The following is a 13,488-nucleotide window of genomic DNA, read 5'->3' on the forward strand; positions in this document are numbered from 1 at the left end:
TCGGCGCGGCGGGCCTTCGCTCGCGCCAGCACACTCGGATTCCCCATGCAAAACCATAGTGAACGGAACGCATTTCTGACCGCGCCTCTGTCGGTCGTCTTCGCTCGCACTGCAGCGCCGATCATCATGATCACCGCGATCAACGGTCTTTTCGCCGTCGTCGACGCCTGTTTCCTCGGTGCCTATGTCGGACCCGCGGCGCTCTCGGCCGTCACGCTGATCTTTCCCGGGCTGATGATGATCATCGCCCTGCAATCCCTGGTCTCAAAAGGCATGGCGAGCATCCTCGCCCGCCAGTTCGGCGCCGGAGACACGCTGACCGCGCGCCGGACTTTCACCACGGCACATCTTTTGGCGATCGCCGTCGTCGGGCTGATCAACGTTGCCTATTGGAGCTTCGGCTGGCGGATCATCGGGGCCGCCGCCGAGGGTGACATGGCGGTTGCCGCAAATGCCAGGCTCTTCATGGGGATCATAGTGGGTTCGTCCGCCATCGCCTTCTGCCTGTCGCTGAACATCGATGCGCTCCGCTGCGAAGGTCGGATCGGCTTCATGACGGCGGCGACGCTTGCCGCATCGCTCCTCAACATCGCCGCCAACTGGTTTTTCATGGCGGTGATGCAATGGGGCGTTGCCGGCTCGGCGATCGGTACTGTCTCGGCACAGGCGATCTGCCTCGCCGCGATCCTCGCCTATCGCTGGCGGAGAGCCGAAGTTCTGCGGCCGGCGCCCCGGTTTGCCGCAGGCGAGTGGAAGACCATTCTCGCCCTGGGCATGCCCATGAGCCTCGGCTTCATCGGGATCTCGCTGAGCTCGGCGGCCGTCATCTTCAATCTCTCGCTCTGGGGCACGTCCGACTACGTGGCGACTATCGGCGCCTACGGTATCATCACGCGGATCATGACCTTCGCGTATCTGCCGTTGCTTGGCCTGAACATCGCCTTCCAGACGATATCAGGCAACAATTTCGGGGCAGGGCTTTCCGATCGCGTCGGCCGCAGCCTGCTGATCGCACTGGTTGCGGCGCTTGTCTATTGCGCATCGGTCGAGTTGCTCGTTGAGCTTCTGGCCGGACGATTCGGTTTGATCTTCGTCCGTGATCCTGTCGTGATCGGGGAGGTGGCGCGCATTTTGCCCTGGACGGTCGGCTGCTACTTCCTATTCGGCCAGATGATCGTGCTCTCAGGCTACTTCCAGTCGATCGGCGACGCGAAACGCGCAGCGATCTTCGGCCTGCCGCGGTCCTATCTCTTCACACTGCCGCTGACCTTCCTCCTGCCCAACCTCTTCGGTGAGATGGGCATCTGGATGGTGCCGGTCTTCGCGGAAGTCTGCATGCTCCTGCTTGCGGGCTGGGTGCTTCTTCACCTCGCGAGAAGCAAAGGCTGGCACTATGGCTTACTGCCCGTATGACAGACGAAAGCCGCGCCTCGTGGGGCGCGGCTTTGTTGCCTTTACTAGGCCTTCAGCAGCCATTCGTGCTCCGGCTGGTTGTGGAACTTCCACACCCGGTTCGGGCCGGCCATGACGTTGAGATAATAGAGATCATAGCCGTGGATGGTGGCGCAGGGATGGTAACCCTTCGGCACCAGCGTCACGTCGCCATTTTCCACCGCCATCGCCTCGTCGAGCGAGCGATCGTCTGTGTAGACACGCTGGAAGGCGAAGCCTTGCGGCGGGTTCATGCGGTGGTAGTAGGTTTCCTCCAGCAGGCTCTCATTCGGCAGATTGTCCTGGTCGTGCTTGTGAGAAGGGTAAGAGGAGGTGTTGCCGTTCGGCGTGATGACCTCAACCACCAGCAGCGAGTGGGCGGAGTTGTCGTCCTCGGGCATGATGTTGGTCACGAGACGCACATTCGAGCCCTTGCCGCGCTGGAATTGCGGATGCACGCCGGGGGGGATGAGCTTCGCCTTGTAGTCGCCGCCACCGGGCGCCGAGCAAACGGCAAGTTCCAGATCAGTCTCGGCCGTCACCGACCAGCCGGGGCCGGCCGGCACATAGAGCGAATGCGGCGCCCCCTCGAATGGGCTCATGCGCCCGCCGACTGAACCGAAATCCTCTCCTGCGGCGGTTGCCTTGCCTTTGCCGGACACCCAGACGAGGCAGACTTCGCGGTCGCTGGCTCCGCCGGAGACCGTCTCGCCCGGCTTCAGGCGGTGCAGGTCGAAGCCGACATAGGTCCACCCGGCTGTTTCCGGTGTGACGTGGGTGACGTGGCCGCGGTCACCCTTTGGTTTTACGAGAAGGTTCGGCATGAACGTATCCTTCATTTCATTCAATGCTTTTGCGCGGGCGGATGTTATCCCTTCGGGAAGCCTTCGGTTTCTACCGTGTAGCCCGCAGCGGTCATGACACGCATCAGTTCGGCATGGCCGATCTCCGCCATCTTCTGCGGGGGGGCCTTACGCGGATCCTGTTCGGCCTCGACGACGAACCATCCTTCATAGCCGTAACCGGCGAACCGCTTGACGATTGCGCCGAAATCGAGCGAGCCATCGCCCGGCACGGTGAAGGCGCCGAGCGCTACCGCATCGAGGAAGGATTGTTTGCTGCGGTCGAGCCCGTCAACGACGGCCTTGCGGATGTCCTTGACGTGGACGTGGTTGATGCGGGCGTGGTGATTGTCGATGGCGCGCAGCACGTCGCCGCCGGCAAAGGCCAGATGACCGGCATCGAGCAGAAGCGGAATGCCTTCGCCCGAGTTGCGCATGAAGGCGTCGAGTTCCGGCTCGGTCTCGACGACGGCTGCCATGTGGTGGTGATAGGATAGCGGCATACCCTGCTCGGCGCACCATTCGCCGAACTGCGTGACCTTGCGCGCATAGGCCTTCATCTCGTCATCCGACAGGCGCGGCTTGGTCGCGAGCGGCTTGGAGCGGTCGCCCTGGATCGAACGGCCGACCTCGCCATAGACGATGCAAGGCGCGTTGACGGCCTTGAACAGCTCGATCATCGGCGCGATGCGGTCCTTATTGGCGGAAAGATCCTCGCCAACGAGCGTGCCGGAGAACCAGCCACCGCAGAGCGTCACATCGGCGGCGCGCAGGATCGGCAGCATCTCGGCCGGATTGTTCGGAAAGCGGCGGCCCTGTTCCATGCCGGTGAAGCCAGCGCTGCGCGATTGGCGCAGGCATTCTTCCAGGGATACGTCGTCGCTGAGTTCAGGAAGATCGTCGTTCCACCAAGCGATCGGCGACATGCCAAGTTTGGCCTTCATCAATAGTCTCCTCAAAGGCATTGTTGGAAGAGCGGGGCCGCTCTTCCCGTGAAATCAGTCGATCAGCCGATGCGCTGGGTGGCGCGCGCCTTGACGTAAGCTGCGTGCGCCTTGTTGACCTGCTCGCGCGGGCTGACTTCGGGAACGGCAACGTCCCACCAGTAGCCGCCGGCTTCCGTCGTGATCAGCGGATCGGTGTCGATCACGAAGACTGAGGTGCGATCGTTCTTTTTCGAGTCGGCAATCGCCTTCTCGAGCTCGGCGATCGATGCAACCTTGACCGCGATCGCGCCCATGCTCTCGGCATGGGCCCTGAAATCGATATCCGGCATGACTTCGTAATGCGCGTCCTTCAGCAGGTTGTTGAAGTTCGCGCCACCAGTCGCCATCTGCAGCCGGTTGATGCAGCCATAGCCACGGTTGTCGAGCAGGACGATATTGAGCTTTAGGCCGAGCATGACCGATGTCGCGAGCTCGGAGTTCAGCATCATGTAGGACCCGTCACCGACGAGGACGAAAACTTCCTTCTCTGGATGCGCCATCTTAGCGCCAAGGCCGCCCGCAATCTCGTAGCCCATGCAGGAGAAGCCATACTCCATATGGTAGCTGCCCGGAGCGGTCGCCGGCCAAAGCTTGTGCATCTCTCCCGGGAGGCCGCCTGCAGCGCAAAGGCCGATTGCCTTTTCAAGGTCGATCGAACGGGTAACGGCGCCGATCACCTGGGCGTCGGAGGGCAGGGCGGCATTGGTGCTCGCCATCGCCTTCGCGGCGGCGTCCATCCAGACCTTCTTTTCCCGTTCAGCCCTCTCCGCTAGCGCGGCCGGTGCTTTCCAGCCGGCGAGCCCGCTCGAGATGGCCTTCAACCCTTCGCGGGCATCTGCCACCAACGTCTGGCCGTCGTGCTTGGCCGCGTCGTATGCGGTAATGTTGAGGCCGAGAATTTTCAGCTTCTCGTTCTGGAAGAGCGCCCAGGAACCTGTCGTGAAGTCCTGGCAGCGCGTGCCGACGGCGATGATCAGGTCCGTTTCCGTTGCGATGGCATTGGCAGCCGATGTTCCGGTAACGCCGACGGAGCCGAGCGCCAGCGGATGCCGCTCGTCGATCGCTGACTTGCCGGCCTGCGTGACGACGACGGGGATCCGGTGTTCTTCGGCAAATGCCGTGAGTTCCTTGGTGGCCCGCGAATAGAGCACACCACCGCCGGCGATGATGACCGGCTTTTCGGATTTCTTGATGAGTGCGATGGCGTTTGCCAGCTCATCGGCATCCGGACGCGGACGACGCGTGGTCCAGACGCGCTCCTCGAAGAAGCTCTCGGGATAGTCGAAGGCTTCAGCCTGTACGTCCTGGCACAATGACAGCGTGACCGGGCCGCAATCATAGGGATCGGTCAGCACCTGCATGGCGCGCTTCAGCGCCGAGATGATCTGTTCCGGCCGCGTGATGCGGTCGAAATAGCGGGAAACCGAACGGAAGGCGTCGTTCGCCGAAACCGTACCGTCGCCGAAATCTTCGATCTGCTGCAGCACCGGATCCGGTGCACGGTTGGCGAAAACGTCGCCAGGCAGGAAGAGAACCGGGATGCGGTTGACGTGGGCGACACCAGCGGCCGTCACCATATTGAGCGCGCCGGGGCCGATGGAGGTCGTGCACGCCATGAAACGCTGGCGGAAGTTCGCCTTGGCATAAGCGATGGCCGCATGCGCCATGCCCTGCTCGTTATGGGCGCGATAGGTCGGCAGTTCGCCACGCACTTGGTAAAGCGCCTCGCCGATGCCGGCCACATTGCCATGCCCGAAGATCGCCCAGACGCCGCCGAAGATCGGTATCTTCTTGCCATCGACGACCGTCACCTGCTTCTCGAGGAAATGCGTAACGGCCTGAGCCATCGTCAAACGTACAGTCTTGCCCATGAGGCACCTCCCAAATGCTTTAATTAATGTAGACCGCGGGTTTTCAACCAGGCCTCGGTCAATTGGCGGAAGCGTCCGGCCATGTCTGATATCGCTTCTTCATCATTCAACTTGCCGGAAAGCCAACCGCGTGCAGCCTCGGCAAAAATCGTGCGGCCGACAGCAAAGCCCTTGACGGAAGGAGCCGCCAACGTCGCCTCGAAGCCTTTCACCAGCTCGTCCGCCGGAGCCTCGAGGCCGAGTAGCACGATCCCGCGGCACCATGGGTCGTTCTTGACGATCACGGCTTCAATCTTTTTCCAGGCAGCCGTCGAAGCCTGCGGCTCGAGCTTCCACCAGTCGGGTTTGATGCCGAGCGCGTAAAGCTCTTCCATCGCCGTCGAGATGGTATCGTCGGTCAGCGACCCGTTCTTGCTCGCGATGATTTCGATGAGCAATTCGCGTCCAACCTTGCGGGCGGCTTCAAAGAGCGTGCGCAGTTTCTCCTGCTGCTCGGTCTTCAGTTCTGCCGGGTCATCTGGATGGTAGAAGCACAGGCACTTGATGCAATGATCAAGCGGCCATTCGACGAGCTGCGATCCGATATCCTGGCTGAACTCGAAACGCAGCGGCTTGGACCCCGGCAGTTCCACCGGCCGGCCGATCCAGCCGAAGTTCTTGGTCGCCGCATCAAAGAAGGCGTCACGCCCGAAGCGCTCATCGATCAGCATGCCGTAGCCGTTGCGGCCACCGGCAACACGCGCGGCGGCTTCCACCGCAAGGCGCTTGAAGGCGACGATCTTCTTGTAGTCGACGCCGAGTTCGTCACAGACGCTGGTGAGCTGCGAGCGATGGTCGATGGCAAGCGCCATGAGAAGCGGAATGTCGCCCTTGCGCGTCGAAGCCCAATGGATGTGGTTGATCGCCTCGTCCTTGCGCAACGCGCGATGCTTACTGCCGTGCTTCAGGAAGAAGTCGAGTTCGGCCCAGGTCGGATATTCCGGCGAGCAGAGCAGGCGGGAGACGGCGAAGGCGCCGCAGGCGTTGGCCCAGGTCGCGCAGGTTTTCAGCGGCTCGTTCTTCAGCCAGCCGCGCAGGAGGCCGGACATGAAGGCATCGCCGGCACCGAGCACGTTGAACACCTCGATGGGGAAGCCTTCGCCGACAATGCCATCTTCCAGATTGTCGCTGATCGGACCGTCATAGACGATGCAGCCCATGGCGCCGCGCTTGAGCACGATCGTTGCTGGCGACAGGCGACGGATTTCCTTGAGCGCGCCGAGCACGTCATCGGCACCGGAGGCAATCAGGATTTCCTCTTCGGTTCCGACGATCAAGTCGCAGTCTGGAAGCGTTTCCTTCATCTTGGATGACACGCGGTCGGACTTCACATAGCGCTCGAAGCCTTCGGCGTGGCCCGCAAGGCCCCAGAGATTCGGCCGATAGTCGATGTCGAAGATCACCTTGCGGCCGTTGGCCTTGGCGATGCGGATCGCTTTGCGCTGTGCGGCTTCCGTGTTCGGTCGGGAGAAGTGCGTGCCCGACACCAGGACCGCGCGCGACGATTTGATGAAGCCTTCATCGATATCGTTCTCGTCGAGCGCCATGTCGGCGCAGTCCGAGCGATAAAAGATCATCGGCGACACGCCTTCAGCCTCGACGGCCAGCAGCACCAGCGCCGTAAGGCGCTCCTTATCGGTCTTGATGCCTTTCGTCTCGACCCCTTCGCGGGCCGACTGCTCGATTATGAAGCGACCCATCTGCTCGTTGCCGACCCGGGTGATCAGGCCCGACCTGAGGCCCAGGCGGGCCGTCCCGATAGCGATGTTGGCAGGGCAGCCGCCGACAGACTTGGCAAAGGAGCCGATGTCTTCGAGCCGCGAGCCGATCTGCTGCCCGTAGAGGTCGACCGATGAGCGTCCGATCGTGATCACGTCAAGCGACGGTTCCGGCTGTGAGCCCGAGTTCGGTTGTGCCATCATGTCCTCCCGCTAGATTTTAGCTACGGCTTGGCGCCTGCTGATTGCGAGTAATGAAACATCGGTTCCGTATTGTTGTCAATTCGGAATGTTTGTTCCATTTTTCATTTTGTCGATTTTGCGTGGGTTCGTTTGCGCCGCCGCTCGGCAATGGCGACGGGGAGCGCCATCGTCAGTGCCATCGAGGCGGAGAGCGAGCGAAAACCGGCAAAGTCCGCCTCCGCTACCTCGAACCAGCAAGTGGCACGGGCGGCAAGCGGTGAAAAAGCCGAATCGGTGATTGCAACGACTGGCACGCCCCGATCCGCCAGCGCTTCGGCCTGGCTCAGGCTGTCAGCGGCATAGGGAGAGAAGCTCGCTGCGATTGCCGCATCATTCTGCGTCGCGAATTGCACCATTTCCGGATCGACGCCGTTCGGCGAGGCGACGATCTGGTGGCGGATGTTCAGCTTCGAGAAGGCATAGGTCATATGCGCGGTCAGCGGATAGGAGCGTCGCTTGGCAATCAGATAGATCGTCTCGGCAGCCGCGAGAATGTCGACGGCCTTGGCAAAGGTATCCGTCTGCACGGTGGCCGCCAGCCGGTTGACCGATTGGCTCGCGGCCGAAATGAAGCCGGAAAGCAGGTTGGCGTCCTCGTCCTCGCCGCTTGCCTGCTCCAGCGTCACCAAGCGCTCTTCATATGTCAGCGTGCGATCGCGCAGGCGCTCGCGAAAAATGCTCTGCAGGTCCGAGAAGCCCTCATAACCCAAATGATGCGCGAGGCGTACGAGCGTCGACGGCTGCACGTCGGATGCCGCAGCGATGCTGGCCGTCGTGCCGAAGGCGATTTCGTCGGGGTTACCGAGTGCGAAAGCTGCGACCTGCGCAAGTCGCTTCGGCATGGTTGCTTTCCGTTCAATGATGATGCTGCGCAGGCTCTCGAAGTCGCGCGGAACCCTGGTGGGCGTTTTGCTGTCACTGTCCATGCACGCTATCCGTCGAACGAAATAAACATTCCATAATTACAAGCATAGATGATTTTCATGCGCGAGCCCAATTGTTTTTATTGCATTGAAATCCAAGTGTTTTGAACAGTTTTCGGGGTCACCGCAGCAAAGATATGTGGGAAGGGCCGCTTGTCAAAATGATCTAAATATTCCAAAAATCCGGCCGGCATCTGGAGGAGATACGATGAAATCACTGGGAATCGGTCTGATTGGCACCGGCTATATGGGCAAATGCCATGCTCTCGCATGGAATGCGGTAAAGACCGTATTCGGCGATGTCGAACGCCCGCGCCTGGTCCATCTGGCGGAAGCCAATGCCGACCTTGCCGATAAGCGCGCCTCCGAATTTGGCTTCGAAAAGGCAACAGCCGATTGGCGCACCTTGATCGCCGATCCCGAAGTCGATGTCGTGTCGGTCACCACGCCGAACCAGTTCCACGCCGAAATGGCGATTGCTGCGCTCGAAGCCGGTAAGCATGTCTGGTGCGAGAAACCGATGGCGCCGGCATACGCTGATGCCGAGCGGATGTTGAACACCGCGAGGGCCGCGGGCAAGGTCGCCGTTCTCGGCTACAATTATATCCAGAATCCCGTCATGCGGCATATCAAGGTCTTGATCGAGGAAGGAGCGATCGGTGCGGTCAATCATATCCGTGTCGAGATGGACGAGGACTTCATGGCCGATCCCGATGCTTTCTTCTATTGGAAGAGCGAGCTTTCCGCCGGTTACGGGGCGCTGGATGATTTCGCCGTGCATCCTCTGTCGCTGCTTTGGTATCTGTTCGGCCACGTTGAGGCTGTTATCACTGACATGGTGAAGCCCTACGGTAGCCGGCCGCTGAAGGAAGGCGGTCGCCGAGATGTCGAGAATCACGACGCGGCCAACGTTCTGATGCGTCTGGGCGGTGGAATCTCTGCTGTGCTGATGGCAAACCGCGCCGCCTGGGGGCGTAAAGGGCGAATCGCGCTGCAGATCTTCGGCTCGAAGGGCTCGATCGCGTACGATCAGGAGCGCATGAACGAATTCGAACTCTATCAGGCGGAAGGCCGCGGCTCAGAACAGGGCTTTCGCAAGATACTGGCCGGCCCGGCGCATCTGCCCTACGACCGCTTCATTCCGGCCCCCGGGCACGGGCTCGGTTTCAACGATCTCAAAATTATCGAATGCCGCGAACTGATCCGCGCAATTTCCGGTGAGCCGTCGTCGATCGTGACATTCGAAGACGGTCTTAGGATAGAGAAGTCTGTTCACGCCATGGCACAGTCATTCCACGAGCGCCGCTGGATCGAGATCGCGTAGGCCGATCCGCTTCAGGTTGACGGCGCTGGAGGCAGGGGGTAGGCCTTTGCTGGAACGCGCGGCTGTATGCTGGGAGTGAGAACGTGACGGACAGACTGGTGATCATCGGCGCGGGGCAGGCGGGCTTTGCATTGGCCGCGAAATTGCGTGCACTCAAGGATACACGCCCAATCACCATCATCGGTGCGGAAGACGCGCTTCCCTATCAGCGGCCGCCGCTCACAAAGAAGTATCTGCTCGGTGAGATGACGTTCGATCGCCTGCTGTTCCGACCGGAGCACTGGTACGCGGACAACGATGTTGAGATCAGGCTTTCGACCTGGGCGGAACAGATCGTGCGCGATAAGAAGCAGGTCCTCCTCCAAGACGGCTCGGCGTTGGATTATGGCACCCTGGCACTGACGACCGGATCGACGCCGCGCGCGCTGCCGGCATCAATCGGTGGAGAACTCGAAGGCGTCTATGTGGCACGCGACAAGCGCGATGCCGACCTCTTGGCTGACGAGATGCGGCCGGGTCGCCGAGTCCTTATCATAGGAGGAGGCTATATCGGACTTGAGGCTGCGGCCGTCGCCCGTCACCGCGGCCTCGAGGTCACGGTAATCGAAATGGCCGACCGAATCCTCCAGCGCGTCGCCGCCAAGGAGACGGCCGATATCATGCGGGTGATTCATGAAGCGCATGATGTCGTCATCCGTGAGAAGACCGGACTGAAGCATCTAGTCGGCCACGAAGGCAGAGTGGTCGCTGCCGAACTCTCCGACGGCTCTACGATCGAGGTCGACTTCGTCATCGTCGGCATTGGGGTCGTCCCGAACGACCAGCTTGCCAAGGAGGCCGGTCTCGAGGTTGCTAACGGAATCATTGTGGACGAATTCGCCCGCACGTCCGATCCGTCGATTTTTGCTGCCGGCGATTGCGCGGTCCTGCCGTGGCAAGGCGGACGCATTCGTCTCGAATCGGTGCAGAACGCCGTCGATCAGGCGGAGGCTGTTGCCACCATCATTGCCGGCGGGAACGAAGCATATGATCCCAAACCCTGGTTCTGGTCGGACCAGTACGATGTGAAGCTGCAGATCGCCGGCTTCAATATGGGCTATGACGACACGATTCTGCGCCCGGGCGCGCGCGACGGCGCGCATTCCATTTGGTATTTCAAGAACGGGTCGTTCATCGCCGTCGATGCGATCAATGACGCCAAGGCCTATGTCAGTGGCAAGAAGATGCTGGAATCGGGGATCAATCCCGACAGGGCGATCATCGCGGACGCGTCTGCTGATCTCAAGCAGCTATTGAGCTGAGGCCGGTCGCCTTAGCATCAGGTGAAAAAGCCGAAAAAGCGCTTGCGTCACCTGCCGAATGACTCTATCAGGCTCCCACCGGAGAGGTGGCCGAGTGGTCGAAGGCGCTCCCCTGCTAAGGGAGTATACGTCAAAAGCGTATCGAGGGTTCGAATCCCTTCCTCTCCGCCATTACAATCATTGTACAATCTGTTTTGATGTGGTTGCCCCATAGGGTGCTATCCTTTTTGCGCGATGACTACCACCTTCGCGCTCGGCGTGCCGAATCTCGCGTCAACAGAATCGAAGTGAGAATCATCGTCAGTCAGCGAAACTGATTCTGCAGCGATCGCGCCTGCCGCCCGGCGGAGGCGCCTACTAGCTATCCGCCACATCTCCGACAAAAGACGCGAATCCGGCGAGAAACTGGTTCCAATGTGGCACAATCCACAGCCCCAAGCCGTTGTCCAACGCCGGTAAACTCCCGCAGAATCAGGGGTTTCTTAACAAAGTATAAAGAAACGGCAGGGGCGCGTGCCGCATTTGTGACCTTTCGGCAACAGCGCATGCGGAAGGCTGTCGCAAATACCCCAAACGGGCAAGTTGGTGATTGCGTGACAGTCCCGGTCTTGTATTTTCAACTTCGGAAGCGAGGGCGGTTGATCGTCCGACTTCTTGAAACATGGGGATGGGGCAGGGAACGCTGCTCTAACGGCGAAAAACCCAGACCCGATCGAAACTTTGAATTGGAGGTCAATATGAACATCAAGAGCCTTCTTCTCGGCTCCGCTGCTGCTCTCGCAGTAGTTTCCGGTGCTCAGGCTGCTGACGCTATCGTTGCTGCTGAGCCGGAACCGGTTGAATACGTCCGCGTCTGCGACGCTTACGGCACCGGCTACTTCTACATCCCGGGCACGGAAACCTGCCTGAAGATCGAAGGTTACATCCGTTTCCAGGTTGACGTTGGTCCGGACCAGTCTGGCCACAATGGTGGTAGCGGGTTGATCGGTACGTCTGACTGGGATGCCTTCACCCGCGGTCAGGTTCAGTTCACGGCCAAGAGCGATACCGAATATGGTCCGCTTACCGGCGTGATCGTTCTGCAGGCAAATGCAGACGATGCTGAGAACCAGAACACCAAGCTCGACTCGGCCTACATCGACATCGCCGGCTTCCGCGCTGGTCTGTTCTACAGCTGGTGGGACGATGGTCTCTCGGGTGAAACCGACGTTCTCGCAAGCCACGAGACGCTGCATAACTCGATCCGTTATCAGTACGAATCTGGCGATTTCTACGCCGGTATTTCGGTTGACGAGCTCGAAGACGGTGCCTTCAAGGACGGCGAAAACCCGAACAACGTCGGCGTTGCGCTCGGCCTAGGTGGCAAGGCAGGTGCCTTCACCTACCAGGTTATCGGCGGCTATGACACCGACAACGAAGAAGGTGCGATCCGTGCTATGGGTACGGTTGCAATCGGTCCTGGCACCCTCGGCCTCGCAGCTGTCTGGGCATCTGGCACGAACTCTTACTACGATCAGTCTGAGTGGACTGTCGCAGCTGAGTACGCGATCCAGGCCACCGACAAGCTGAAGATCACCCCCGGTGCCCAGTGGTTCGGTAACTACATGGAAGACGAAAGCTCCAACGACTTCTCCAGCGACGACGCTTGGAAGGTTGGTCTGACGGTTGATTACCAGATCACCGACAACTTCTACGCCAAGGCTTCGGTTCAGTACCTCGACGGTGACAACATCGACGACGTGACGAGCGGTTACTTCCGTCTGCAGCGTGCGTTCTAATCTGATCTGACTTCGGTCAATCAGGAGAGCCCGGCTTTCGAGCCGGGCTTTTTCTTTGTGTGGATATCGCAGGAGCGAACTCCTCTGTTGCGTAGCCTCTATGCTTCTGCAACGAAGCGCCGGATATGTCTGAAGATCGGCTCCAGATGAAGCAGCGGCGGGTGCCCCTGGCCAGGCGCCTCCAGTACGGCGAGCGGTAAATCTCGGGCCTTCATTTCGGCAAGCGTCTCGTCCGAGAGAAGATCCGAGTATTCTCCCTTGATGACCATCAGCGGCTTTTTGGCCAACCGGATGTAGTACGGCCAGAGATCTGGCTGCGGCTGGTCGAAATCAATCATCTGCAACTGAGCGGCGATGGCGGGATCGAAGTCGGCCACCGGCCTGTCATCGACGTCGCGATAGACCGCCGACGCCATCTCCCGCCAGTCATGCTCGTTAAGGGCAGGGAAATACCGGCCATGACAGGCCTTGAGGAGCGTGACCGCCTCCGGCCAGTCGCTTGGGGTGGCGCCGGCATTGAGATAGTCTCGAATGCGCTTGAGGCCGCTTGCCTCGATCTTCGGCCCGATGTCGTTGAGGATCGCCGCGGCAATCAGATCTGGCTGCATCCCAGCCAGAAGATGAAGAATCAACCCGCCACGCGAGGTGCCGATGAAGATGCCGCGATCGATGCCGAAATGCTGGCATGCCGAGATGACATCCCGCGTTTCGACGCCGAGATTGTAGTTTGCCTTGTTGGCATCCCTATCGGAGCGGCCTCGTCCACGATAGTCGAGCGTGATAACGCGTCTTGGTGTCGCCGGGTCGGTCGACAAGAGCAGTGCCAGTTGGTGAAAGTCGCGCGAATTCCGCGTCAATCCCGGGAGGCAAATGATTGGCAGCTGGTGCGTGATCTCGGGGCCGTAGTCTCGCGCATAAAGTGCCAGTCCATCACCGCTCCGGTAGGTTGTTGTCCGGAAGCCATCGTCTCTTGCCGTATCCACGCTCATCGTCCTTCCGCTTTTCGCGGATACAGATTAGCGAGGCGGGCAG

The 13,488-nt window shown here is 60.3% G+C and carries 10 protein-coding genes and 1 tRNA gene; 5 read left to right on the forward strand and 6 right to left on the reverse strand.

Features of this window, described 5'->3' with window-relative positions:
• Positions 1–45: 45 nt before the first annotated feature.
• On the forward strand, positions 46–1,413 hold the full coding sequence (locus NBG89_RS04275) for an MATE family efflux transporter (RefSeq protein WP_431321861.1): 1,368 nt from the start codon (positions 46–48) through the stop codon (positions 1,411–1,413).
• A 44-nt stretch (positions 1,414–1,457) separates the two neighbouring features.
• On the opposite strand, the gene iolB is transcribed toward NBG89_RS04275, so the two are convergent.
• From iolB to NBG89_RS04300, 5 genes are all read right to left on the reverse strand, one after another.
• Entirely contained in the window at positions 1,458–2,255 is a 798-nt protein-coding gene (gene iolB / locus NBG89_RS04280) for a 5-deoxy-glucuronate isomerase (RefSeq protein ID WP_431321862.1), read from the reverse strand.
• A 44-nt stretch (positions 2,256–2,299) separates the two neighbouring features.
• Positions 2,300–3,217: a myo-inosose-2 dehydratase gene (gene iolE / locus NBG89_RS04285; RefSeq protein WP_431321863.1), complete on the reverse strand. Its 918-nt coding sequence runs from the start codon at positions 3,215–3,217 to the stop codon at positions 2,300–2,302.
• A 62-nt stretch (positions 3,218–3,279) separates the two neighbouring features.
• A complete protein-coding gene (gene iolD / locus NBG89_RS04290) occupies positions 3,280–5,130 on the reverse strand; it encodes a 3D-(3,5/4)-trihydroxycyclohexane-1,2-dione acylhydrolase (decyclizing) (protein ID WP_431321864.1) in 1,851 nt (616 codons plus the stop codon).
• A 23-nt stretch (positions 5,131–5,153) separates the two neighbouring features.
• Positions 5,154–7,088, reverse strand: a complete 1,935-nt coding sequence (locus NBG89_RS04295; protein ID WP_431322776.1) for a bifunctional 5-dehydro-2-deoxygluconokinase/5-dehydro-2-deoxyphosphogluconate aldolase — start codon at positions 7,086–7,088, stop codon at positions 5,154–5,156.
• 104 nt (positions 7,089–7,192) lie between these two features.
• A complete protein-coding gene (locus NBG89_RS04300; RefSeq protein ID WP_431321865.1) occupies positions 7,193–8,056 on the reverse strand; it encodes a MurR/RpiR family transcriptional regulator in 864 nt (287 codons plus the stop codon).
• A gap of 205 nt (positions 8,057–8,261) precedes the next feature.
• On the opposite strand from NBG89_RS04300, the gene NBG89_RS04305 reads away from it, so the two are divergent.
• From NBG89_RS04305 to NBG89_RS04320, 4 genes are all read left to right on the forward strand, one after another.
• The gene (locus NBG89_RS04305; protein WP_431321866.1) at positions 8,262–9,377 is read left to right on the forward strand and encodes a Gfo/Idh/MocA family protein; all 1,116 of its coding nucleotides are present in this window, start codon (positions 8,262–8,264) and stop codon (positions 9,375–9,377) included.
• A gap of 83 nt (positions 9,378–9,460) precedes the next feature.
• Entirely contained in the window at positions 9,461–10,678 is a 1,218-nt protein-coding gene (locus NBG89_RS04310; protein ID WP_431321867.1) for an NAD(P)/FAD-dependent oxidoreductase, read from the forward strand.
• Between the two features lie 80 nt (positions 10,679–10,758).
• Positions 10,759–10,849 (forward strand) — tRNA-Ser (locus tag NBG89_RS04315).
• Between the two features lie 566 nt (positions 10,850–11,415).
• Positions 11,416–12,456 (forward strand): porin, encoded by a 1,041-nt coding sequence (locus NBG89_RS04320; RefSeq protein ID WP_431321868.1) that lies wholly within the window; start codon positions 11,416–11,418, stop codon positions 12,454–12,456.
• A gap of 98 nt (positions 12,457–12,554) precedes the next feature.
• Here the strand turns inward: NBG89_RS04320 and NBG89_RS04325 are convergent, their stop codons facing one another.
• The gene (locus tag NBG89_RS04325; protein WP_431321869.1) at positions 12,555–13,445 is read right to left on the reverse strand and encodes an alpha/beta fold hydrolase; all 891 of its coding nucleotides are present in this window, start codon (positions 13,443–13,445) and stop codon (positions 12,555–12,557) included.
• Between the last annotated feature and the right edge of the window lie 43 nt (positions 13,446–13,488).

It is taken from the genome of Rhizobium sp. YTU87027 (assembly GCF_050644135.1).
Taxonomy (GTDB): domain Bacteria; phylum Pseudomonadota; class Alphaproteobacteria; order Rhizobiales; family Rhizobiaceae; genus Rhizobium.